This window comes from Pararhodobacter sp., assembly GCF_034676075.1.
Taxonomy (GTDB): domain Bacteria; phylum Pseudomonadota; class Alphaproteobacteria; order Rhodobacterales; family Rhodobacteraceae; genus Pararhodobacter.
The window spans coordinates 1-21,943 of sequence record NZ_JAUCCQ010000058.1 but is presented as its reverse complement, the minus strand read 5'-3'; the positions used below and the strand labels follow the sequence as shown (position 1 = coordinate 21,943).

21 protein-coding genes and 1 tRNA gene are annotated in these 21,943 nt (G+C 68.8%); 8 read left to right on the top strand and 14 right to left on the bottom strand.

Annotated elements, in window-relative coordinates; genetic code table 11:
- Positions 1–8 precede the first annotated feature (8 nt).
- Positions 9–94 (bottom strand) — tRNA-Leu (locus VDQ18_RS14855).
- Positions 95–126: 32 nt separating this feature from the next.
- A complete protein-coding gene (locus VDQ18_RS14850) occupies positions 127–2,073 on the bottom strand; it encodes an acetoacetate--CoA ligase (protein WP_323021698.1) in 1,947 nt (648 codons plus the stop codon).
- A 95-nt stretch (positions 2,074–2,168) separates the two neighbouring features.
- On the opposite strand from VDQ18_RS14850, the gene VDQ18_RS14845 reads away from it, so the two are divergent.
- Complete coding sequence (locus VDQ18_RS14845; RefSeq protein ID WP_323021697.1) at positions 2,169–2,663, top strand: hypothetical protein; 495 nt, start codon at positions 2,169–2,171, stop codon at positions 2,661–2,663.
- Between the two features lie 93 nt (positions 2,664–2,756).
- Positions 2,757–4,400, top strand: a complete 1,644-nt coding sequence (locus tag VDQ18_RS14840; protein ID WP_323021696.1) for a 3-(methylthio)propionyl-CoA ligase — start codon at positions 2,757–2,759, stop codon at positions 4,398–4,400.
- A 272-nt stretch (positions 4,401–4,672) separates the two neighbouring features.
- On the opposite strand, the gene VDQ18_RS14835 is transcribed toward VDQ18_RS14840, so the two are convergent.
- The 3 genes from VDQ18_RS14835 to VDQ18_RS14825 all read right to left on the bottom strand — a co-directional run bounded on the left by VDQ18_RS14835 (position 4,673) and on the right by VDQ18_RS14825 (position 9,328).
- Entirely contained in the window at positions 4,673–6,691 is a 2,019-nt protein-coding gene (locus VDQ18_RS14835) for a capsular polysaccharide biosynthesis protein (RefSeq protein WP_323021695.1), read from the bottom strand.
- A 16-nt stretch (positions 6,692–6,707) separates the two neighbouring features.
- Positions 6,708–7,757, bottom strand: a complete 1,050-nt coding sequence (locus VDQ18_RS14830) for a polysaccharide biosynthesis/export family protein (protein ID WP_323021694.1) — start codon at positions 7,755–7,757, stop codon at positions 6,708–6,710.
- A gap of 281 nt (positions 7,758–8,038) precedes the next feature.
- Positions 8,039–9,328 carry a capsular biosynthesis protein gene (locus VDQ18_RS14825; RefSeq protein ID WP_323021693.1) on the bottom strand — a complete coding sequence of 430 codons (1,290 nt, stop codon included), beginning with the start codon at positions 9,326–9,328 and terminating at the stop codon, positions 8,039–8,041.
- A gap of 124 nt (positions 9,329–9,452) precedes the next feature.
- Between VDQ18_RS14825 and VDQ18_RS14820 the strand changes: the two genes are divergently transcribed.
- On the top strand, positions 9,453–10,064 hold the full coding sequence (locus tag VDQ18_RS14820; protein ID WP_323021692.1) for a riboflavin synthase: 612 nt from the start codon (positions 9,453–9,455) through the stop codon (positions 10,062–10,064).
- A 15-nt stretch (positions 10,065–10,079) separates the two neighbouring features.
- Here the strand turns inward: VDQ18_RS14820 and VDQ18_RS14815 are convergent, their stop codons facing one another.
- Positions 10,080–10,556: a peptidoglycan-binding domain-containing protein gene (locus VDQ18_RS14815; protein ID WP_323021691.1), complete on the bottom strand. Its 477-nt coding sequence runs from the start codon at positions 10,554–10,556 to the stop codon at positions 10,080–10,082.
- A 216-nt stretch (positions 10,557–10,772) separates the two neighbouring features.
- Here VDQ18_RS14815 and VDQ18_RS14810 point away from each other — a divergent pair, with 216 nt between their 5' ends.
- The 5 genes from VDQ18_RS14810 to VDQ18_RS14790 all read left to right on the top strand — a co-directional run bounded on the left by VDQ18_RS14810 (position 10,773) and on the right by VDQ18_RS14790 (position 16,844).
- A complete protein-coding gene (locus VDQ18_RS14810) occupies positions 10,773–11,096 on the top strand; it encodes a 2Fe-2S iron-sulfur cluster-binding protein (RefSeq protein WP_107749721.1) in 324 nt (107 codons plus the stop codon).
- A gap of 3 nt (positions 11,097–11,099) precedes the next feature.
- Positions 11,100–12,236 carry an AI-2E family transporter gene (locus VDQ18_RS14805; protein WP_323021690.1) on the top strand — a complete coding sequence of 379 codons (1,137 nt, stop codon included), beginning with the start codon at positions 11,100–11,102 and terminating at the stop codon, positions 12,234–12,236.
- Positions 12,214–12,930: a chromosomal replication initiator DnaA gene (locus VDQ18_RS14800; RefSeq protein ID WP_323021689.1), complete on the top strand. Its 717-nt coding sequence runs from the start codon at positions 12,214–12,216 to the stop codon at positions 12,928–12,930. The genes VDQ18_RS14805 and VDQ18_RS14800 overlap by 23 nt, the downstream gene beginning before the upstream one ends.
- Positions 12,931–12,973: 43 nt before the next feature.
- Positions 12,974–15,157, top strand: coding sequence for an RNA degradosome polyphosphate kinase (locus tag VDQ18_RS14795; RefSeq protein WP_323021688.1), 2,184 nt, complete (start codon positions 12,974–12,976; stop codon positions 15,155–15,157).
- 91 nt (positions 15,158–15,248) lie between these two features.
- Entirely contained in the window at positions 15,249–16,844 is a 1,596-nt protein-coding gene (locus VDQ18_RS14790) for a Ppx/GppA family phosphatase (protein ID WP_323021699.1), read from the top strand.
- On the opposite strand, the gene VDQ18_RS14785 is transcribed toward VDQ18_RS14790, so the two are convergent.
- The 8 genes from VDQ18_RS14785 to VDQ18_RS14750 form a co-directional block, all read right to left on the bottom strand.
- Positions 16,796–17,098, bottom strand: coding sequence for an AAA+ family ATPase (locus VDQ18_RS14785; RefSeq protein WP_323021687.1), 303 nt, complete (start codon positions 17,096–17,098; stop codon positions 16,796–16,798). The genes VDQ18_RS14790 and VDQ18_RS14785 overlap by 49 nt on opposite strands.
- A gap of 83 nt (positions 17,099–17,181) precedes the next feature.
- On the bottom strand, positions 17,182–17,673 hold the full coding sequence (locus VDQ18_RS14780; protein WP_323021686.1) for a hypothetical protein: 492 nt from the start codon (positions 17,671–17,673) through the stop codon (positions 17,182–17,184).
- 55 nt (positions 17,674–17,728) lie between these two features.
- The gene (locus VDQ18_RS14775; RefSeq protein WP_323021685.1) at positions 17,729–18,412 is read right to left on the bottom strand and encodes a molecular chaperone DjiA; all 684 of its coding nucleotides are present in this window, start codon (positions 18,410–18,412) and stop codon (positions 17,729–17,731) included.
- Between the two features lie 43 nt (positions 18,413–18,455).
- On the bottom strand, positions 18,456–18,929 hold the full coding sequence (locus VDQ18_RS14770; protein WP_323021684.1) for a GNAT family N-acetyltransferase: 474 nt from the start codon (positions 18,927–18,929) through the stop codon (positions 18,456–18,458).
- Entirely contained in the window at positions 18,926–19,543 is a 618-nt protein-coding gene (locus tag VDQ18_RS14765) for a VOC family protein (protein WP_323021683.1), read from the bottom strand. Before VDQ18_RS14765 ends, VDQ18_RS14770 begins: the two co-directional genes overlap by 4 nt.
- Positions 19,540–20,025 carry an MAPEG family protein gene (locus VDQ18_RS14760; protein WP_323021682.1) on the bottom strand — a complete coding sequence of 162 codons (486 nt, stop codon included), beginning with the start codon at positions 20,023–20,025 and terminating at the stop codon, positions 19,540–19,542. The genes VDQ18_RS14765 and VDQ18_RS14760 overlap by 4 nt, the downstream gene beginning before the upstream one ends.
- A gap of 56 nt (positions 20,026–20,081) precedes the next feature.
- Complete coding sequence (locus VDQ18_RS14755; RefSeq protein ID WP_323021681.1) at positions 20,082–20,708, bottom strand: glutathione S-transferase family protein; 627 nt, start codon at positions 20,706–20,708, stop codon at positions 20,082–20,084.
- 119 nt (positions 20,709–20,827) lie between these two features.
- On the bottom strand, positions 20,828–21,943 hold a 1,116-nt coding region (locus tag VDQ18_RS14750), incomplete at its 5' end, for a methylmalonyl-CoA mutase family protein (RefSeq protein WP_323021680.1).

Genomic DNA, 21,943 nt, shown 5'->3' with positions numbered 1-21,943 from the left:
AGGGAGGGTGGTAGCCGCTGAGGGACTCGAACCCTCACGCCCATCCGGGCAACGGATTTTAAGTCCGGTCTGTCTACCATTCCAGCAAGCGGCCCCGCCCCCCTCATAGCAGGCGGGCCGGGGCGCTCAAGCCCCGCGTGCGCCGTGCCAGGCGATGAACCAGTCGAAGCTGTCGGGGTTGGCCATGGAATCGCGGTTCACCACCCGGGCCGGATCGCCGCCGAGGAACAATTTCTTCACCGGCACCTCCAGCTTCTTGCCCGACAGCGTGCGCGGCACCTCGGGCACCGCTTCGATCACGTCCGGCACGAAGCGGGGCGAGACCTCGGTCCGGATCCGGGCGCGGATGCGGTCCATCAGCGCTTCGTCCAGCGCGACGCCGGGGGCGGGCACGACGAAAAGGGGCATGAAACTGTCCCGGCCCAGATATTCGCAATCAATGACCAGCGAATCGGCGATTTCGTCCAGCCCCTCGACCACGCGGTAGATCTCGGACGAGCCGAGCCTCAGCCCGTGGCGGTTGATCGTCGCGTCCGAGCGGCCATAGATCACTGCGCCGCCGTCCCCGGTGATCTCGATCCAGTCACCATGCCGCCAGACGCCCGGGTAGGTGTCGAAATAGCTGTCCAGATACCGCCGGTTGCCGGGATCGTTCCAGAAATACAGGGGCATGGCGGGCAAGGGCTCGGTGCAGACCAGTTCCCCCACCTGATCGAAAACCTCGTTGCCCGCCTCGTCAAAGGCCCGGACGGCATTGCCGAGGAAGCGGCATTGCATCTCGCCCGCGCGGACCGGCAGCATCGGGTTTCCGCCGACGAAAGCCCCGCAAAGATCGGTCCCGCCGGACAGCGGCGCGAGCCAGAGGTCGGATTTCACCGCCGAATAGATCCAGTCATAGCCCTCGGGCGAGAGGGGCGAGCCTGTGGAGCCGAGGTGCCTGAGCGATGAGAGGTCCAGCGTTTTCGGTTCGATTCCGGCCTTGAGGCAGGATTGATAGAAGGCCGCCCCCGCCCCCAGATGCGTCAGCCTTTCGTCGGCCGCGGCGCGCCAGAGCGCCATCAGATCGGGATAGCCCGGCGCCACGTCGAATAGCACCACCGCCGCGCCGTTCATCAGCGCGAAGAACTGGGTGTTCCACATGATCCAGCCCGAGGAGGTCAGCCAGCAATAGCGGTCGCCCGGGTGCAGATCCATGTGCAGCGCCGATTTCGCGCATTCCACCAAGATCCCGCCATGGCCATGGACGATGGGCTTGGGATTGCCCGTGGTGCCCGAGGAATAAACGATCCAGAGCGGGTGATCGAAGGGCACCGGGACCGGCGCCGCGGGTTCGCCCGCCAGCGCCCCCCAATCGGACCAACCGGGGGCGAGGCCGTTGAGCCCCGGCACCATCAGCCGCGCGGTGAGCGTGGGCAGGCCCGCGGCGATCCCCTCGATCTGCGCCCGGCGGTCGATGGGTTTTCCGGCCAGCGTGTAGCTGTCCTGCGCGATCAGCACCTTGGGTTCGATCTGCCGGAACCGGTCCAGCACCGCCGTCGGCCCCATGTCGGGCGCCGCCTGCGACCAGATCGCGCCCAGGCTGGTGACAGCGAGGAACGCCACCATCGAGTCCAGCGTGTTGGGCAGGATGGCGACGACGCGGTCCCCCTGCCCCACGCCCTGCGCCCGGAGGCCGCCCGCCTTGGCCGCCACCTCGGTCGCCAGCGCCCGCCAGCTCAGCTCGCGTCGGCCGAAGGTCTCGGACAGCCCGATCAGCGCGGGCGCGTCGGGATCGGTCGCGGCATGGGCCAGCACCTGCGCGGCCAGCGAACAGTGGGCGCCCGGAAACCACTCGGCCCCGGGCATCTCGCGCTTTCCCAGAACCGCGCTGTGGCCCTGGATGTCGAGCCCGGCGTAATCGACCAGCGCCGACCAGAAGCCCGGCAGGTCGCCGACCGACCAGCGCCAGAGCGCGTTGTAATCGGCGAAGGAAAGCCCGCGCTCGGCCTTGAGCCAGCGGATGAAATCCGCCATGCGGGTTGCCTCTGCGCGCTCGGGCGTGGGCGCCCAGAGGATGGGCCGTGCCTCGGTCATGCTGTCCTCCCTGTTGCCCCTTCGTGGCCCGAAGCGGGCGGCGGATCAAGACCCGGCTTCCCGGCGGGCCCGAACTGTGCCACGCTCGGGCCAAGATGCTGATCGGGGCCTTTCTCCTCTTTGCCGGGCTGACGCTGGCGGGGTGCCTCGCCGGGGGGCTGGCCCTGGCGATGCGGGTGGCGCCCTATCGCGGCAGCCGCGAAAGGCTGCGCTGGCCGGTCTGGCTTGCGATCTACGTCACCACGTTCCTGGCCTGCCTGCCGGCGCTGGCGGTGTTCCTGGGGCTGATCGATTTCGAAAGCCCCCCGACGCTGTGGCTGCTGCTGCTGGCCGCCCTGGCAACCGGCTTGCCGCTGCTGATCCCGGCCGCGCGGCTGCCCCGGCGCGAGGCGCCGCTCCTCGGCTGCCTCGCCCTTGCGGTGATTCTGGCGGCGGTGGCGCTGATCCCTGTCTCGGGCCAGATCCGCACCGCGCGCGAGGCTCTGCACGACGCCTGCCGCGACCGGGACCAGGGTCTGGAGGCCCGGATGGCCTGCATCGCCCATGTCGATGACTGGCTTTCCCTGCCTCAGGAAGCGCGCCGTCACTGACGCAAAGTCACACGCCTCCGTGACGCTACGTTAGGCCGCTTGACCGTTCCGGCGCAGGCTTTAGGCATAGGACACCCAAAGGGAGGACCGAGAATGCTTGGGCAGATGATGAGCCAGCCGCTGCTGATTTCCAGCCTGCTGGTGCATGCCGACCGACACCACGGCAACCGCGAGATCGTCACGCGCCGTCCGGAGGGCGAGATTCACCGCACGACCTGGCGCGGCATCGCCGGCCGCTCGCGCCGCGTCGCCAATGCGCTGGAGGGGCTGGGCATCAAGCAGACGCAGCGGGTGGCATCGCTGGCCTGGAACACCGACCGGCATATGGAGCTGTATTACGGGGCCTCGGGCGCGGGCATGGTGCTGCACACGCTGAACCCGCGGCTGCATCCCGATCAACTGGTGTGGATCGCCGATAACGCAGGCGATCAGGCGCTGTTCTTCGACATCACCTTCCTGCCGCTGGTCGAGGCGACGGCCGCCCGCTACGCCACCGTCAAGCATTTCATCCTGATGTCGGACCGCGCGCATATGCCGGCCGCGACCAAGATCCCGGGGCTGATCTGTTACGAGGACCTGCTGGCGGAGGCCTCGGATGCCTATGACTGGCCGCAGCTGGACGAGAACCTCGCCTCTTCGCTGTGCTATACCTCGGGCACCACGGGCAACCCCAAGGGGGTGCTCTATTCCCACCGCTCGACGGTGCTGCACGCCTATGCCGCGGTGGCGCCCGATGCGCTGAACCTCAGCTCGCGCGACACGATCCTGCCGGTGGTGCCGATGTTCCACGTCAACGCCTGGGGCCTGCCCTACGCCGCGGCGATGACCGGCGCCAAGATCGTCTTCCCGGGCGCGGCGATGGACGGCAAGTCGCTCTACGACCTGTTCGAGGGCGAGGGCGTGACCCTTTCCGCCGGCGTGCCGACCGTCTGGCAGGGGCTTTTGGCTCATACCGAGGCCAACGGACTCAGCTTCTCGACCATGCGGCGCACGGTGATCGGCGGCTCGGCCTGCCCGCCCGCCATGCTGCGCGCCTTCGACCAGAAGTACAACGTGCAGGTGCTGCACGCCTGGGGCATGACCGAGATGTCGCCCTTGGGCACCGTCTGCACGCTGAAGGGCGGTCAGGAGGGGCTGGAGGGCGAGGATCGCTACACCGTCCTCTCCAAGCAGGGCCGCGCGATCTATGGCGTCGACATGAAGATCGTCGGGCCGGACGGCAAGGAACTGCCCTGGGACGGCAAGACCTCGGGCGAATTGCTGGTCCGCGGTCCCTGGATCGTCGACAGCTATTACAACCGTCATGGCGAGGACATCCTGCGCTTCGACGATGCCGGACTGGGCTGGTTCCCGACGGGCGACGTCTCGGCCATCGACCCGGACGGGTTCATGCAGATCACCGACCGGACCAAGGACGTGATCAAGTCGGGCGGTGAGTGGATTTCCTCGATCGACCTCGAGAACATCGCCATGGGCCATCCCGGCATCGCCATGGCCGCCTGCATCGCCGCGCATCACCCGAAATGGGACGAGCGCCCGCTGCTGGTGGTGATGAAGAAACCCGATGCCAAGGTGACGAAAGAGGACGTGCTGGCCTGGTTCGACGGCAAGATCGCCAAATGGTGGCTGCCCGATGATGTGGTCTTCGTCGAGACGATCCCGCTGGGGGCGACCGGCAAGATGCAGAAGAACAAGCTCAGGGACGAATTCAAGGATTACGTCCTGCCGACGGTGTGACGAAGGAAGGGGCGGCGCGAGCCGCCCCTTTGTTTTGGGGGCGGCGGGACGGTGCGTGCAAGCACGCACCCTACGAGGTGGTGACGGGCCCTTGCCCGGGAGTATTGCGGCGAGGGCGGCGCGCGGCTCCGTTTGGTACGAGCGCGCTGGTGGGGTGAAACCCCACCCTACGGGGTCTGCATCCCACACCGCGCCAACGCCTGTAGGGTGCGTGCTCGCACGCACCGTCCCGCCGCCCGTAGGGTGGGGTTTCACCCCACCATCGCCCCGCCTCACCGCCACCAATGCGCGTAGCTCGCCACGCTCCCCTGCAGCTTCGCCAGCAGCGTGAGCCGCCAGCTCCCCCGCGCCGTCCTGCCGCTGGCCAGCCGCTCGACCGCCAGTTCCGGCGGGCAGATTTCGCGCGTCACCGGGTCCAGATACCGCGGATAGGCGATCAGCGCCGCATGGGTCAACCGGTCGAGATCGGGCCGCGGATAGAGGCCCAGCCGCCGTTCAGGCACCGGCCCGAGATCCTCGGTCAGGCCCCAGCCCGCGTAGAAGGGCGCGCCCAGCGTGGTGACCGGGATCCCCCTGAGCAATCCCTCGAACCCCAGGCCCGAGGTCATGGTCCAGACCCGGTCGGCCAGCGCCAAGGCCGCCCCGGCCTCGACGCCGTCCAGCACCAGATCGACCGGCGGCTCCGCCACCTCGCCCGGCCGCAACCCCGCCTCCACATCCGGGTGCGGCTTGTAGAGCAGGATCGCCCCGGGATGCGCCGCCCGGGCGCTGAGGATCAGCGCGCTGTTGGTCCGCACCTCCCCCGCCCCCAGGCGGATCGAGGCATCGTCCTCCACCTGACCCGGGATCAGGATCACCGGCGCGCCCGGCCTTCCGGCCCTGAGCGCCGCCACCGCCGCCGCCGCGTCCGGCCCGGGGCCGAGGTTGTACTTGGTCACGCCAGCGGCCAGGATCACCCGGCGCAGCCGTTCGGCCCGGGCAGCCCCTCCCGGTGGCAGCGGCCCGGCGATCAGCCGCTCCAACCGGCTCTCCCCTGTCGGATCGTAGTAGATGCCGAGGTCATCGACGGCCAGCGACAGGGGCGGCACCAGCTCGGCCCCAAGGCCCCGCGAGCGCAGGAAACCGTCCTCGACCCTGAGACCCGCGAAACCCTCGGGCGCCTGCGAGGCCCAGGCCAGCGTCGCCCCCTCCGCCCCGAAGCGCACGGGCGTCTCGCGGCCAAAGAAATCCTGCAGATGCGCCCGTTTCCACCGCCGCATCCCGACCGCGACATGGCCATTTCGATCCTGACGGAAGGCGGTGAGGCGGGCCTCCATCTGGTCCAGAACCTCCTCGAACGGGCAGAGCCGGTCGCGCAGCGGATCGTACCAGAGCGGATAGACCAGCATCGCCAGCGCAAAAAGCTGCACCCGGGTCAGCACCCGCTGGCGGCGGGGCGGCGCATTCTCGTCGTCCGACAGCCCCCAGCCAGCATAGAAGGGCTGGCCGAAGACCCGGGGGCGATGGCCGGCAAGGATCGCCTCGAACCCCATCTGCGACGAGACGGTATAGACCCCGACCGCGCCTTCGAAGAGCGACCAGGGCGAATGCGGCCCGTCGATGAATGCGACGCGGCCGGTCGCATCCTCGGCGCTGAAATAGCCCGGCCGGGCGCCCGAGGCGCTTTCGGGATGGGCGCGGATCAGGACGCGGGCGCCGGGGTGTTCCTCCTGCGCCATGACCAGCATCTCGCGGAAGCGCCGCTCGGGCCGCGCCAGCCCGCCATGGGTCAGCGAGGCGTCGCCGCGCACCTGATCGACCACCAGCACATAGCCGGGCCGCGGCGGCTCCAGCCCCGGATCGTGGGTGTTGTACTTGGACAGATGCAGCGCGCGCAGTCTCTCCAGCGCCAGCCGGGCCCGGGCGATGAGCGCCCCGTCGTCCAGCGCGTGGGTGGCCAGCAGCACCTCAAGTTCCGAGGGCTGCGCCGGGTCGTAATGCATACCGCGCCGGTCGATCAGCAGGCCCATCGGCGGCCCGCCGCCGGCGCGGCCGGGCTTCAGCGAGCGGATCCAGGCGTCCTCGATCCGCCAGAGGGGGGCGCCGGTGCGGGCGGCCAGCGCCTCGGCCCGGTAGGCACGCGGGGCGTGGCCCCAGGCGATCACCGCGTCCTCCGCGCCGGGCCAGCCCAACGTCGGGCGAGCCACGGCCAGTTCCAGGATGCGGCGCAGGCGCCTTGCGGTGGCGCCCGGGCCCAGGAACCCGCCGCTGGTGGCGATCAGGCGGCGCGGGGAGCGGCTGTCACCCGGCATCGCGGGCCCCGCCCGGTCAAGGGTTGGTCGCCCGGTCGATGGCGGTGATCGCCGAGCCGGTGGCACTGAGCGCGCCGGTGAGCGTGGCAATCTGGCGGTTCCAGCGCACGGCCGAGGCTTCGGTCACATAGATCGAATCGCCGTCGCGGATCTGGAAGTCGCGGGCCATGAACATGCCGTTCGGCGCGGTCAGATCCAGCACATAAACGATCCGCGTGTCGCCCTGCAGGTTGGGCATGCCCAGCACGTTGCGCGCCACTTCGGCCGGTTCGTCGCGGAAGACGAAGACGCCGGTCGGGTCGGCCCGCGCGGCATCGAGCCCGCCGACCTGGGCCAGAGCCTCGATCGCCGTCAGTTCACGCTGGTCGAAGGTGATCAGCGCCTGGGTGCCGGTCGCGCCCATGATGGTGAAGCGCCGCTGGTCCTGTTCGACGAAGATCCGGTCGCCGCCGCGCATGGCGATGTCGAGTTGCGGATAGCGGAAGAGGTCGTCAAGCCAGACCCGGTCGATGACCGAGCCGCGGGCCACGGTGACCATGGCGGTCTGCGTCGGCACGCTGACCCCTCCCGCGGTGGCGATCATGGCGGTCAGGCGGCGGTTCGGACGGGCGATCGGATAGACGCCCTGAGCGCCCACCCGGCCGACGACGCTGACCGTGGCCCCGTCGCCGCCGGTGCGGCTGACGTAAACCTGCGGGTCAGGCGTCTGCTGGTCGAGTTGTTCGGCAATGGCGGCGCGCAAGGCCTCGGGCGACTGGCCCGCGGCGCGGACGCGGCCGGCGAAAGGCACGAAGATATAGCCCTGATCATCGACCTGAAGCTCGGTCAGCCGCGCCCCGGGCGTGTCGGCCGAGGTCAGGAGCCCCTCGGGCACGTTCTCGAAGACGGTGACGGAGACGGTATCGCCGGTGCGGATCGTGTCGCCGCCCAGCAGCTGGGCGTTGCGCAGGGCATCCGAGAAGCCCAGCGAGGTCGGTACGTTCGCGGCCCGGTTCACCCGGTCGCCGACAGCGACGATATAGCTGTCGCCCTCGCGCAGGACGGACCCCGCGAAGATCTCGTTCATGGTCGGTCCCGGGCGTGGCGCGGTGCAAGCCGCGACTCCCGCAACAAGGACACCGAGCGCCAGCGCGCGAACGCGGCGGGAAGGTCTGACAAACACTGCTCGGGCTCCTTTAATGGATCTGCCTCAAGTTTTTTACGCAAGTATACGCAGAAGCGTCAGAATTTCCAAGTGGGGATTGCCGCGGGCGGCTGTCTGACGGCCAAAGGTCTGACGGCTGGCCGGGCCCGGCAAGATACAGGTGATCCCCGCCAGAGGCCTCCCGCATCTTGTGCCGCCCGGGCTCAGGGCACAAGCCGCAAGTGTTGCCGTGGCGCCGCACGTCCGGCGATGAGCGCCGAATAGGGATCCTCGGGCGAGAGGATCAGGTCGACCACCTGCCGCAGGAGCTGCCTCCGCCCGGCCGCGGAATAGAAGCCCCCCGGCAGCTGCGAGGTCTCCAGAAGGAATCGCCGGTAATCGCGATAGGCGCGCAGATCGGGGCGGGTCGGATGGGCGAAGAACTCGGGCAGCGGCTGGGTCGAGACGAATTCGGGCTTGTCATAGACCGCGGCGCCGAAGACCTTGAGCGGCATGCCCCGCCACAGCACCTGCTGGGCGGCGGTGGAATTGACGGTCACAGCCGAGCGGGCGTGGTTCAGAAGCCCCGCCAGCTTGCCGCCGCGGATGAAATGCACGCGATCCGCCACGCCCAAAGCGGTGGCGATGCGGGCGATATCGGCCTTCAGCTTCGTGCGGCCGTCCTCCAGCGGATGGGCCTTGAAGACCAGATGATGGTGCCGCGGCGCGCCCTCGGCGAAGCCCTTGATCGCCACCTCCAGGAATTCGGTCATCGTGCGGAAGGGCGAATGCTGCTGGAAGCTCGCATCGTGCTCGAGCTGCAGAAGCGCCAGATGATAGGGAAAGCCGCCGGTCCGCACCCGCCAGGTGGCCAAGCGCCGCTCGATGGCGTGGAAGGGCATCATCACCAGCCGGTTCAGGTGCAGCCGGAATTCCTGCACCACGTTCAGCGCGCGGTGCGGGCGGAAGCCCTTGTAGGCGCCGTTCGCCAGCAGGATCCGCGCGTGATAGGCGAAGCCGTAATAGACGTGCTGGCGCATGTCGCCCCAATGGGCGGGGGCGTCGATCAGGTCGGTCTCGCAATTCTCCAGCGCCTGCCGCATCTGCGGGATGGACAGCTCCATCAGCCGCGAATGGCCGTTGGCCCCGCCCCGCTCATAGGTCACCCACCAGGGCCGCAGGTAGCCTTCCTCGAAGACATGGACGGCGATGCCGCGGGCATGCGCCTGGCGCACGGCCTCGGCATGGATGAAGCGGGTGTCGCCATAGAGGACGAGATCCGTGGTCCCCTGCCCCGCGAATTCCTCGGCGATGGCGGCGGGCCATTCCTCGGGCGTGCCGGTATAGGGCACGTAGCCCTCGCGCCCCCAATAGGCCTGATCGCCGCGGTTGAAGCCTATGCGCCGGACCTCGGCCCCGGTGCGGCGCAGCATGGCGCCCAGATCGCGGAAGAACGGTCCGTGCGGGCCTTGCAGAAAAAGAAAACGGCGCCCCTCGCCGGTGGTGCGTATCATGTGCCTGCCTCTGCCCTTGGGGTGTTCCCCTTTGTGGAAAAGGATGCCAGAGAGGAGGCCAGTGATAAACCCCGATGATGGCCGAAATTTGGCCCGCCCGGGGCCCTGAAACGGAGAGACGCGCATGTTCACCGGAATCATCACCGATATCGGCCGGGTCCTGTCGGTCGAGCAGCGCGGCGACCTGCGCGCGCGGATCGCCACCAGCTATGACGTCGAGGGCATCGAGATCGGCGCCTCGATCGCCTGCGACGGCGTCTGCCTGACGGTCGTGGCGCTGGGCCGGGTGCCGGAGAACTGGTTCGACGTCGACATCTCGGCCGAGACCGTCGACAAGACGGCGATCGGCCGCAACCTCTGGTCCGCCGGCAAGCGCCTCAACCTCGAACGCGCGCTGAAGGTCGGCGACGAGCTGGGCGGGCATATCGTCTCGGGGCATGTGGATGGCGTGGCCGAGGTGATCGGCGTCGCCACCGAGGGCGACAGCACCCGCGTGCGGTTCCGCGCGCCCGAGGCGCTGGCGCGGTTCATCGCGCCCAAGGGCTCGGTGGCGCTGAACGGGACCTCGCTGACGGTGAACGAGGTCGAGGGCGCGGAATTCGGCGTCAACCTGATCCCGCATACCCAGCAGGTCACCACCTGGGGCGATGTTGCGGTCGGCGATCCGGTCAATCTGGAGATCGACACGCTGGCGCGCTACGTGGCGCGGATGCAGGATTGGGAAAAGGGCCTCTGAGAGAGCCCTGAGCGGTCAAAGCCGGTCGCGCGGGATGGCGATCAGCCCCATCTGCTGCGCGGCATCGAGCGACAGCACGCCGCTGTCCAGCCCCTGCGGCGCCTGATAGCGGCGCACGGCCTCGGTCGTCTCGGCATCCATCGTGCCGGTGATCGGCCCGGCATAGAGCCCCCGCGCGCTGAGCGCCCGCTGCAGCGAGGCGGTGAGTTCGGCGTCCAGCTGATCGGGGCACGGCACGGCGAAGAGGCGATCCTCGGCCGGGCGCAGCGTGGTTTCTTCAGGCTGCAGGCCGCTGCGCCCCTCGACCGCGACAAAGCGGGTCTCGGTCAGCGCCGGCACCCGGTCGGTCGCCCAGCAGGCCCCCGCCGGCACCACGGCGGCGCGGCCGGCCTCGGGCGCGGGCTGGGCGCGGCTCACGGTGGCCTCGGTATCGGCGGCCTGACAGGCGCCGAGGGCGAGGGTGACCAGAAGCGGAAGAGCGAAGCGAAGCATGACGACCCCAAACGCGCGATTCGGCGTATTGTTTCCTGACTTGCTGATAATCTGGCGTCGGATCGGGGCATTTTCCGGGCAGAGAAACGGCGCACCCGGGGCACAGACGGCACCATTTCTGGGCGCGCGCTGCGCATTGACACAGGCCTCCGCAACTCTGGTCAAACGCCCCGGCGTGTTTTATGTCGGGGCTGACAGAGGGCGGACGAGGCAAGAATGGTCAAGATTACCTATATCGAGTTCGACGGGACGGAGCATGTCATCGACGTGGCCCCGGGGCTCACGGTCATGGAAGGCGCGCGCGACAACGGCGTGAACGGCATCGAGGCCGATTGCGGCGGCGCCTGCGCCTGTTCGACCTGCCATGTCTATGTCGACGAGGCCTGGGTCGGCAAACTGCCCCCCAAAGACCCGATGGAAGAGGACATGCTGGATTTCGCCTTCGAGCCCAATCCGGCCCTCTCGCGGCTGACCTGCCAGATCAAGGTGACGCCTGCCCTCGAAGGTCTGGTGGTGCGTCTGCCCGAGCGGCAGATCTGATCCATGGCGCTCAGCGTCAAGCGCCAGTTGCAGATCTGGGGGGTTCTGGCCGCCCTGCTGATTCTGGCGCTGTGGCAGCTGGGCGACGTCATGCTGCCCTTCGTGCTGGGGGCGGCGCTGGCCTATTTCCTCGACCCGCTGGCCGACCGGCTGGAGCGGTTGGGGTGCAGCCGCACGCTGGCCACGGTGCTGATCTCGCTGGTCGTGCTTCTGGTCTTCGTGCTGGCGATGCTGCTGGTCGTGCCGCTGCTGATCGACCAGTTCCAGGCCCTGCGCGAGGCGATCCCGGGGCTGGTCGACCGCGGCTATTCGCTGGCGACCGAGCGTCTGCCGTCGCTGGCCGATCCCGATTCGACCCTGCGGCGCTCGCTGGCCAGCCTGGGCGAGGCGGCGCAGGCCCGGGGCGGCGAGCTGGCGAACGCGGTGCTGGGCTCGGCCTGGTCGGTCATCAACGTCGTCCTGCTGATCGTCGTGGTGCCCGTGGTGGCCTTCTACCTGCTGCTCGACTGGGACCGCATGATCGCCCGTATCGACGACATGCTGCCGCGCGACCACGCGCCCACCATCCGCCGCGTCGCGGCCGAGATCGACCGCACCGTTGCTGCCTTCGTGCGTGGCATGGGCACGGTCTGCCTGCTGATGGGCGTCTATTATGCCGCCGGTCTGATGCTGGTCGGGCTGCAATTCGGGTTGGTGATCGGGGCGATCACCGGGCTCATCACCTTCATCCCCTATGTCGGCGCGGTGATCGGCGGCATGCTGGCGCTGGGGCTGGGGCTGGTGCAATTCTGGGGCGACTGGGTGCAGCTGGGGCTGGTCGCGGCGGTCTTCGTCGCCGGTCAGGCCATCGAGGGCAATGTGCTGACGCCCAAGCTGGTGGGCAAGTCGGTGGGCCTTCACCCGGTCTGGCTGATCTTCGCGCTCAGCGTCTTCGGTGCGGCCTTCGGCTTCGTCGGCATGCTGGTGGCGGTGCCGGTGGCGGCGGCCATTGGCGTGATCGCCCGCCATTTCGCCGGGGTCTATCGCGAAAGCGCGCTCTATGCCGGGACCAACAGCGACGGTGCGCCGCGCTCGTGGGTTCTGCGCGACACGCCGCCCCGGGTGGCCGGAGACGGTGATGACGGACCGGAAATTCCCTGAACAATTGCCGCTGGCCCTGCCCAGCGACGCGGCCATGGGGCGCGAGGATTTCCTCGAGGCGCCGTCCAACGCGCAGGCGGTGGCGGCGCTCGACGATCCGCGCGGCCTGCCGAACGGGCTCTCGGTGCTGGTCGGGCCGACCGGCTCGGGCAAGACGCATCTGGCGCATGTCTGGGCGCGGCGTGTCGGCGCCCATTGGCAGCCGGTCCAGACCTTCCGCGCGGACCTGCCCGCCCTGCTGGCGCCCGGCGCGCCCCTCAAGGTGGTGATCGACGATGCTTCGACGCTGGCCGGGACCGGCGGCGAGGAGGCGCTCTTTCACCTCATCAACCATCTTCGCGGCCGGGGCGAGCTGCTGCTCACCGCGCCCGTCCCGGCCCGCGACTGGGGTCTGGCCCTGCCCGACCTCTATTCGCGCCTCTCGGCCGCCGCGCATCCGGCGCTGGCGGAACCCGACGAGGCGCTGCTGGCCGCGGTGCTGGTCAAGCTGTTCACCGACCGGCAGTTGCAGGTCGACCCCGGCCTGATCGACTTCCTGCTGCCCCGGATGGAACGTTCGCTCGCCGCGGCAGGGGAACTGGTCGCCCGGATCGACCGCCGCGCGCTGCAGCTCAAGCGGCCGGTCACGGTGCGGCTGGCCAGCGAGGTTCTGGCCGAAGACCTCGACAACGACGGGAGGCCAGAGGCATCATGACCGCCGTCACCGAACCGTCGCAATTGCGGGCTAACGAACGCTCATGAGCACCGCCGATTTCCTCCATGGCCCGTTCCCCGCGCCCATCGACCCGCCCGAAGGGTTCGACCCGGCGGCGCCGGGGCGTTTCTTCAACCGCGAATTGTCGTGGATCGCCTTCAACTGGCGGGTCCTGGACGAGGCCTCGAACCCCCGCGTGCCGCTGCTCGAACGGGTGCGGTTCCTGTCGATCTCGGCCACCAACCTCGACGAGTTCTATACCGTCCGCGTGGCTGGCCTGCGCGAGCTGCACCGCTCGGGCAACATCACGCCCTCGCTCGACGGGATGACCGCCTATGAGCAGCTGACGCTGATCAACGAGGACGCCCGCCGCCTCATGCTCACCCAGCAGGAGACGTTCCGCGCGCTGCGCAGCGAGCTGGAAAACGAGAAGATGGTGATCCTCGACCGCCAGGCGCTGACCGAGGCCGACCGCGCCTTCCTCGGCGAATATTTCCTGTCGAACGTCTTCCCGATGCTGTCGCCGCTGGCCATCGACCCGGCGCATCCCTTCCCCTTCATCCCCAACGCCGGTTTCTGTCTGGCGCTGACCATCGAGCGGCGGGCCGACGGTCTGCGGCGCAGCGCGCTCTTGCCGGTGCCGCAGCAGATCGACCGGTTCATCCGCCTGCCGGCCGAGGGGCTGGCCTACCGCTTCCTGCCGCTGGAAGAACTGCTGCTCGACCAGTTGCAGGCGCTCTTCCCGGGCTATGTCGCGCTGAATTCCTGCGCCTTCCGGGTGCTGCGCGATTCGGACATGGAGGTCGAGGAAGAGGCCGAGGATCTGGTCCGCGAATTCGAAGTGGCGCTGAAGCGCCGCCGCCGCGGCGAGGTGGTGCGCCTGACCCTGACCGCCGGGGCCGAGCCCACGCTCAAGGCGCTGGTCATGCAGGAGCTGGAGGTCAACTCGGACGAGGTGATCGAGCTGGACGGCCTCCTGGGCATGGCCGACCTCAAGGAATTGGTGGTGGACGGGCGGCGTGACCTGCAATGGCCCCCCTTCAGCCCCCGGGTGCCCGAGCGCGTGCAGGACCACGAAGGCGACATGTTCGCGGCGATCCGCCAGAAGGACATGTTGCTGCACCACCCCTACGAGACCTTCGACATGGTGGTCCGCTTCCTGACGCAGGCGGCGTCCGACCCCAATGTTCTGGCCATCAAGCAGACGCTCTACCGCACCAGCCGCGACAGCCCGATTGTCGATGCGCTTTGCGAGGCGGCCGAGGCGGGCAAATCCGTCACCGCCTTTGTCGAGCTGAAGGCCCGTTTCGACGAGGCCGCCAACATCCGCCAGTCGCGTCGTCTGGAACGCGCGGGCGCCCATGTCGTCTATGGCTTCATCCAGTACAAGACACATGCCAAGATCTCGGCCGTGGTGCGGCGCGAGGGGGACAAGCTGGTCACCTATACCCATTGGGGCACCGGCAATTACCATCCCATCACCGCGCGGATCTATACCGACCTCAGCCTCTTCACCTGCAACGCCCCCATCGGGCGCGATGCGGCGCGGGTCTTCAACTTCCTCTCGGGCTATGCCGAACCCGAAATGTTGGAAAACCTCGCCATCTCGCCCCTGTCGCTGAAAAGCCGCCTGCTGGAACTGATCGCGCGCGAGGCCGATCACGCCCGCGCCGGACGCCCGGCGCAGATCTGGGCCAAGATGAATTCGGTGGTCGACGAGGACGTGATCGACGCGCTTTACGCCGCGGGGCAAGCCGGGGTGCAGATCAGCCTCGTGGTGCGCGGGATCTGCGGGCTCAGGCCCGGGATCAAGGGCTTCTCGGAAAACATCCGCGTCAAGTCGATCGTCGGCCGGTTCCTGGAGCATTCGCGCATCGTCTGTTTCGGCTCGGGCTTCGGCCTGCCCTCCGATCAGGCGCGGGTCTTCATGTCCTCGGCCGACTGGATGGGGCGCAACCTGCTGCGGCGGGTGGAAACACTGGTCGAGATCAAGAACAAGACCGTCAAGGCGCAGATCGTCAGCCAGATCATGGCCGCCAACCTCTATGACGAGGCGCAGAGCTGGGTGCTGGACGGCAACGGCCGATACGTGCGCGACCCGCAGGGCAGCGATCCCGACCGGCCGATGTTCTCGTGCCACCGGTTCTTCATGGAGAACCCCTCGCTTTCGGGCCGGGGGTCGGCCGGGGCGCGGGACGTGCCGGAGTTGGCGCATACCCCGGATTGACCGCCGCGGTTGACGCCGCGCCGCGGCACTGACTAGATGACCCTGCTGCCTTTGACGAAAGAGACAGGCCATGGATGCAGACAGCGAGACCATGACCACCCCGCCCGTATCGCCTCCGCCGGTGCGTGGCTATTTCGGCGGACAATCGCTCTTCGATGACGAATCGATGCGGGCGCTGGATCGGGTGGGCGTGATCGACGTCGGCTCCAACTCGGTGCGCATGGTGGTGTTCGACGGCGCCGCCCGCTCGCCCGCCTATTTCTTCAACGAGAAGGTGCTCTGCGGGCTGGGCCGCGATCTGGCCCAGACCAACCGCCTGCATCCCGAGGGGCGCGCCCGGGCGCTGGCCGCGATCAAGCGCTTCGCGCTGCTTTCGGCCGACATGAGGCTCACCAGCCTGACCATGGTCGCCACCGCCGCCGTGCGCGAGGCCGAGGACGGCACCGAGTTCAAGGCCGAGGTCGAGGCCGCGACCGGCATCGAGATGCTGATCATCCCCGGGACCGAGGAGGCCCGCCTCTCCGCCCAGGGGGTGCTGCTGGGCTGGCCCGGGGCACGCGGCCTGGTCTGCGACATCGGCGGCTCGTCCATGGAACTGGCCGAGATCGGCGACGCCACGGTCGGGCGGCGGGTCAGCTCGACCCTGGGGCCCTTCCGCCTGCAGCAGGTGCCGGGCGGCAAGAAGGGGCTCAGGACCCATATCACCGAGACGCTGAAAGCACTCCGCGACGAGGTGGGGGCCGATCACAAGGCGCTCTATCTGGTCGGCGGGTCATGGCGGGCGCTGGCGCGGCTCGACATGGAGCGGCGCGGCTATCCGCTGACGGTGCTGCACGAATACGAGATGACGCCCAAGTCGATCCGCAAAACGATCGACTGGCTGGAAACCCAGGACCTGAAGAAGCTGCGCGACAAGACCGGGATTTCCCCCGAACGGATCGTGTTGGTGCCGCTGGCCACCGTGGTGCTGCGTCAGATGCTGACCGTGTTCCGCCCGCGCGAGATCTATATCTCCAGCTACGGGATCCGCGAGGGGATCCTGTACGAACAGATGCCCGAGGAATTGCGCGCCCGCGATCCGCTGATCGAAGCCTGCCGCCATCTGGAAAATTCCTCGGCCCGCATCCCCGGTTTCGGGCGGCGGATGTTCGACTTCCTCATGCCGCTTTACAGGAACGTCCCCGACGAACGGCTGCGGCTGGTCAAGGCCGCCTGCCTGCTGCATGACGTGAACTGGCGCGCGCATCCTGATTACCGCTCGGAAAGCTGTTTCGATACGGCGACGCGGGCCAATCTGGGCGGGCTCGACCACAAGGGGCGGGTCTATCTGGGCCTTGCGCTGATGAACCGCTACAAGTCGCCCGGCGCCGACAGCCGCCTCACGCCGCTGCTGAGACTGCTGGACGAGGAAGAGATCCGCCACGCCATCATGATCGGCCGGGCCATGCGCTTTGGCGCCATGTTCTCGCTTGCCGGGCCGGATGAGGCGGGCGAGCTGCGCTATTTCCCCAAGAAAAAGGTGCTGGAACTGATCCTGCAACCCGAACGCAAGGATCTGTTCGGCGAGGTCGCGGCCTCACGCTTTGCGGCGCTGGCCAAGACCCTGGGCGTGACCACGATCCAGCGGGTCGGGCGGCATCACAATTCCAGGCTCTCGCCCGGGGCCAAGGGCGCGTCCTCGTCCTGACGCTCGGGCGCGGTCCCGCCGCGCTCGTCGGGCTGACGGCGGCGGATCAGGATATCGCCGTTGGGCAGGAATTCGGGCGCGTGCCAGCCGGTCAGGTCGCCCAGCATCTCGACCAGATCGCCCAGCCAGGGGTTCACCGCCCCCATCATGTCGTCCAGCATGCCCTGCAGCGAGCTGCCGGGCGGCGGTTCCTCCTGCGCCTGAACCGGCGCGGCGAGGGTCAGGGTCAGGGCGAGAACGGGGACGAGACGCATGGCCGGGGCTCCTGAGTCGTGGTCGGACGGATACCAGTAGTGCCAAGATAGCGCCCGTCTGAGTTTTGACGAGGGCGGCGCCCTCAACGGCGGGGCGCGTCGGGCGGCCGGGTCGAGGACAGGAACGAGGCCGAGACCCACTCCGCCAGCCGCCCGCCCTCGATCCCGTTGCCCGGCGTGCAGGCGGCATTGCCCGTTTCGACCATGCCGCTGGCACCGCCCCGGCAGGCGGCATCGTAGGGATCGCTGATCCGCGCCCAGCCGTTCTGGATCTCGCGCACCGCGACCCCCTCGCCCAGGGACAGCCGCCCGACGCTGCCACAGTCGGTCGAGGGGCAGGTCCGACGATGCAGCCGGTCGGTCGTGACCCAAAGCCGCTCGGTGCCGGGGGCGGTCGCCCAGGGCCGGGCCTCGGCCACGGGCGAGCGGCGGGGCGCGGTGGCGGGATCCTCGCCGCCCTGCAGGCCCAGCGCCGCCGCGACCAGCCCGCCGCCCAGCCCCATCATCAGCCGGAACGACCGCTTGAGCAGGGCCAGCAGCACCAGGGCGCCAAGGCCGATGACAATCAGGGACACGCGCGCTCCTGTCCGGGTTGAACCGGGGCGACCCTAGCACAGCGGGGGCGCGGTCTTAAGCCGCGTGGCGCTGCTGGACCTCTTCCCACGCGGAATTGAGCGCCTTCAGCCGGTCCTCGGCCAGCCGCACGGCCTCGTCCGGGACGCCGCGGGCGCGCAGGGCATCGGGATGCGATTCCCGCACCATGCGCCGGAAGGCCGCCCGCGCCTGATCGAGCGAGGCGTCATGCGGCAGTTCCAGCAGCTCATAGGGATCGGGCGCCGCCCCCGGGACATTGCGGGCATAGATCGCCCGGTAACAGGCGTCCCCCAGCCCGAAGATGCCCGACACCTCGCGCAGGAAGGCATCCTCGGCCGGGTGGAAATCGCCATCCGCCACGGCGACGTGGAACAGCCCCTCGATCAGATCCCGCAGCACCGGATCGTTGGGCGGAAACAGCCCGGCGATCTTGCGGGCATAGGAATCGTAGCCCGCCACGTCCTGCCGCGCCAGGTTGAAGACCCGGGCCGCGCTCGCCTCATCCTCCTTGGGGATGGTGAAGACCTCGCGGAACATGGCCACCTCGTCGCGGGTGACGGTGCCGTCGGCCTTGGCCAGCTTCGCGCCCAGCGCGATCACACCGATGGTGAAGGCCACGGTCCGTTCGGGGCGCACGCGCAGCCGGTCAAAGACCGCGCTGAACGGCTCGCCCGCACGGAGCGCTTCAAGGGCGTCAGAGATCCGGGACCAAAGGGACATGGCCGCATTCTAGCGCCGCTCAGGGCGCTTGAACATGCGACGTTCACAACAATTTCTGCATGAACACAAGATCGTGCCATGCGCCCAGTTTCCAGCCAACCTGTGGCATCCGCGCGACTTCGGCGTAGCCGATTCGGGCATGAAAGGCGATGCCATCGGGGTTCGAGCCCGAGACCCCACCAATCATCGCATGGTGGCCCTGACTGCGGGCGTGGTCCTCCAGCGCCGTCATCAACGCGCGGCCCGCCCCTCGCCCCCGGGACGAGGGCGCCAGAATCACCGTGTGTTCCTGCGCGAAGGCATAGCCCGGGCCGCTGCGGAACTGGGTGTAAGTGGCGAAGCCCTCGGCCCCCTGCCCCCGGTCGATGACCAGAAACGCCTGCCGCGTGGAGATCATCGCCGCAATCTCCTCCACCGTCTTTTCGAGCGGCGAGAAGGTGACGGCAGTGTCGCGGATGATCGGGTTCCAGAAGGCGGCGATAACCGGCGCATCGCCGGCGCGGGCGGGCCGGATCATGCCAGTTCGCGCCGACCGTTCGGGGTGTCGAAGGCAAAGGCGATGCCCGGCGCCCCGGTTTCGACCGTGAGGCGCGGCTCGTCGATCAGCCCGGCCAGCGCCTGCCGCAGCACATCGGGCCGGGGATGGCGCAGGGTGATGCCGGTCAGGCGCACCCCCCGGTCGGGCAGGCGGACGGAGGGATGGATCATCCCCTCGCCCCATTCGATGAGTGCGGGGGCGGTGCCGTCGAAGGGCTGCTGCCCGCTTTCGGGCAGCGCGAAGGTCCAGCTCAGCGCGTCGCGGCGAAAGAGCGTCGGCTCACCGGTGCCCGCGGGCGCCCGGGCCAGCGCCTCCGCCATGTCGTCGGTGCGCAGGATCCAGCATTGCGGCCGGGTCTCGCCTGCGAAGGCATCGAGGTCGAACCAGCGCGGACGGTCGGGCGCCTGCCCCTCCGGGTCGATGGCGATCAGTTCGAGGTATTCGCCCGGCCCCAGCGACAGCAGCCGGTTATGCGTCCCCATCTGCGCATGCCGTCCGCCGGGCTCCAGCGGCACGCCCAGCGCGGCCTCGATGGCAGCGGTGCCTTCGTCGAGGGAACGGGCGGCAAGGGCGATATGGTCGAGCGCGATCATGACGATCCTCCGAGTGAGACAACGAGCGCCCAGATCCCCGCCACCATGGTCGGGTAGAAACTGGCCGCGAATCCAAATCCCCTGAGGGGCGGCGAGGCGTGATAGCCGATCCAGAACAACACCCGGCAGAGCGCGAAGGACAGCCCCAGCCAGGGCAGCAGGCCCCAGCCCAGCGCCCAACCGGCGAAAGGCCAGAGGGCGAGCGCCAGCACCAGCTGCTCGGTGGTATTGGTCAGAACGCGCTGGTCGATCTCGGCGCCCGAACCGGGGCGAAAGGCCTCGCCGTCGATGATCGCGTCATCGAAAAAGCGCCGCTGCGCCAGACGTCCGACCATCAGCCCCATGACCAGCCCGCCCGGAAGATAGGCCTGCACCAGCGACGGCCATACCTCGCCCGGCCCCCTGCCCCACCAGACGAGCCCCAGCGCCCAGAGCATCGACAGCGCCATCGAGCCCGCGATCACCCGCCGTTTTCCGTCCATCGCCTGCCTCCGTTTGCCCGCATCCTGCCCCCGGCGCGGGCCGAGCGGAAGGGGGATCAATCGGCGGCGGCGAAATGCGCCATCTGATCGGCCAGGGCCTTGCGAAACGCGGGCCTTGCGGTGGCGCGGGCGACATAGGCCTTGCAGGCCGGATGCGCCGCCAGCCCGTCGAAGCGGTCGACCAGGCGCAGCACATCGGCCATCAGGATATCGGCCACCGAAAAGCCGCCGGGCAGCCAGTCGGTCCCGGCCAGAACCGCCTCCATCCGGTCGAGCCGCAGGGTCAGGAATCGGGTCATCGCCTCTGGCACCGGATCGGTGCCGAAGCGCAGGAGCGCCCAGGGCAGGCTCGCCATCTCGACCGAATTCAGCGCGGCGAAGACCCATTGCGTGACCGCCGTCCGGCCCCGCGGATCGGCAGGCATCAGCGCCGGGCTCTTTTCGGCCAGATGCAGCAGGATGGCACCCGTTTCGAAGACCGACAGATCGCCATCCAGCAGCCAGGGCACCTGCCCGAAGGGCTGATGCGCCAAATGCGAAGCGCCCCGGTCGCGAAACGGGACCGAGGCGACGCGGTAGGGCAGCCCGGCCTCCTCCAGCGCCCAGCGAACCCGCAGGTCGCGCACAAAGCCGCGCGGCGGGTCCGGCACCCAGTCATAGGTCGTGAGGATCAGTTCGGTCATGACGGCCCTCCATGCGGCCATCCTGCCCCCGATCGGCGCAAACGAAAAGGGCGGCGGCCTCCCCGCCGCCGCCCCCTTCGGCCGGGACCCCTCCCCCGGGGTCCGCCAGCCGGAGTTCCCTAACCGCGCGCCTCGCGGATCAGGCGCAGGATATCCTTGGCCGCGGCGGGGATATTGGTGCCGGGACCGAAGATCGCCTTCACGCCGTGGTCGTAGAGATACTGGTAGTCCTGCTGCGGAATCACCCCGCCGCAGATCACCAGAATGTCGCCCGCGCCCTGCTCTTTCAACGCCTCGACCAGCTTCGGCGCAAGGGTCTTGTGACCCGCCGCCTGGCTGGAGATGCCGATGACATGCACGTCGTTGTCGATGGCGTCCTGCGCCGCCTCTTCCGGGGTCTGGAACAGGGGGCCCACATCGACGTCGAACCCGATATCGGCAAAGGCGGTGGCGATGACCTTCGCACCCCGGTCGTGGCCGTCCTGGCCCATCTTCACCACCAGCATGCGCGGGCGGCGGCCCTCGTCCTCGGCGAAGGCTTCGACATCCTTCTGGATCTGGGCAAAGCCCGCGTCGCCCTCATAGGCCGCGCCATAGACGCCGGCGAGGGTCTTCACCTCGGCCCGGTGACGGCCGAACACCTTTTCCATCGCCATGCTGATCTCTCCGACAGAGGCGCGTGCCCGCGCGGCTTCGACGGCGCCTTCCAGAAGGTTGCCGCCTTCCTTCGCGCGGCGTTCCAGTTCCGACAGCGCGGCACTGCAGGCCGCCTCGTCGCGGCTGGCCCGCATGGCGGTCAGACGGGCGATCTGGCTCTCGCGCACCTTGACGTTGTCGATGTCGAGGATGTCGATCGGGTCTTCCTTGGCCAGCCGATACTTGTTGACGCCGACGATGACCTCTTCGCCGCGGTCGATCTGCGCCTGACGCCGCGCGGCCGATTCCTCGATGCGGAGCTTGGGCATGCCCGAGGCCACGGCCTTGGTCATCCCTCCCAGTTCTTCAACTTCCTCGATCAGTTTCCAGGCCGCTTCGGCCAGGTCCGCTGTCAGTTTCTCAACATAATACGAACCCGCCAACGGATCGACGACCTTGGTCACCCCGGTCTCTTCCTGCAGGATCAGCTGGGTGTTCCGGGCGATCCGGGCGCTGAATTCGGTGGGCAGCGCGATGGCCTCGTCCAGCGCGTTGGTGTGCAGCGACTGCGTGCCGCCCAGCGCCGCCGCCAGCGCCTC

Coding starts and splice junctions, on each gene's coding strand:
- VDQ18_RS14845 (WP_323021697.1), top strand. CDS start 2,169: ATGCTGATCGGGGCCTTTCTCCTCTTTGCCGGGCTGACGCTGGCGGGG.
- VDQ18_RS14840 (WP_323021696.1), top strand. CDS start 2,757: ATGCTTGGGCAGATGATGAGCCAGCCGCTGCTGATTTCCAGCCTGCTG.
- VDQ18_RS14785 (WP_323021687.1), bottom strand. CDS start 17,098: ATGCGTCTCGTCCCCGTTCTCGCCCTGACCCTGACCCTCGCCGCGCCG.
- VDQ18_RS14820 (WP_323021692.1), top strand. CDS start 9,453: ATGTTCACCGGAATCATCACCGATATCGGCCGGGTCCTGTCGGTCGAG.
- VDQ18_RS14760 (WP_323021682.1), bottom strand. CDS start 20,025: ATGGACGGAAAACGGCGGGTGATCGCGGGCTCGATGGCGCTGTCGATG.
- VDQ18_RS14790 (WP_323021699.1), top strand. CDS start 15,249: ATGACCACCCCGCCCGTATCGCCTCCGCCGGTGCGTGGCTATTTCGGC.
- VDQ18_RS14800 (WP_323021689.1), top strand. CDS start 12,214: ATGACGGACCGGAAATTCCCTGAACAATTGCCGCTGGCCCTGCCCAGC.
- VDQ18_RS14805 (WP_323021690.1), top strand. CDS start 11,100: ATGGCGCTCAGCGTCAAGCGCCAGTTGCAGATCTGGGGGGTTCTGGCC.
- VDQ18_RS14775 (WP_323021685.1), bottom strand. CDS start 18,412: ATGTCCCTTTGGTCCCGGATCTCTGACGCCCTTGAAGCGCTCCGTGCG.
- VDQ18_RS14755 (WP_323021681.1), bottom strand. CDS start 20,708: ATGACCGAACTGATCCTCACGACCTATGACTGGGTGCCGGACCCGCCG.
- VDQ18_RS14815 (WP_323021691.1), bottom strand. CDS start 10,556: ATGCTTCGCTTCGCTCTTCCGCTTCTGGTCACCCTCGCCCTCGGCGCC.
- VDQ18_RS14825 (WP_323021693.1), bottom strand. CDS start 9,328: ATGATACGCACCACCGGCGAGGGGCGCCGTTTTCTTTTTCTGCAAGGC.
- VDQ18_RS14830 (WP_323021694.1), bottom strand. CDS start 7,757: ATGAACGAGATCTTCGCGGGGTCCGTCCTGCGCGAGGGCGACAGCTAT.
- VDQ18_RS14835 (WP_323021695.1), bottom strand. CDS start 6,691: ATGCCGGGTGACAGCCGCTCCCCGCGCCGCCTGATCGCCACCAGCGGC.
- VDQ18_RS14765 (WP_323021683.1), bottom strand. CDS start 19,543: ATGATCGCGCTCGACCATATCGCCCTTGCCGCCCGTTCCCTCGACGAA.
- VDQ18_RS14795 (WP_323021688.1), top strand. CDS start 12,974: ATGAGCACCGCCGATTTCCTCCATGGCCCGTTCCCCGCGCCCATCGAC.
- VDQ18_RS14850 (WP_323021698.1), bottom strand. CDS start 2,073: ATGACCGAGGCACGGCCCATCCTCTGGGCGCCCACGCCCGAGCGCGCA.
- VDQ18_RS14770 (WP_323021684.1), bottom strand. CDS start 18,929: ATGATCCGGCCCGCCCGCGCCGGCGATGCGCCGGTTATCGCCGCCTTC.
- VDQ18_RS14810 (WP_107749721.1), top strand. CDS start 10,773: ATGGTCAAGATTACCTATATCGAGTTCGACGGGACGGAGCATGTCATC.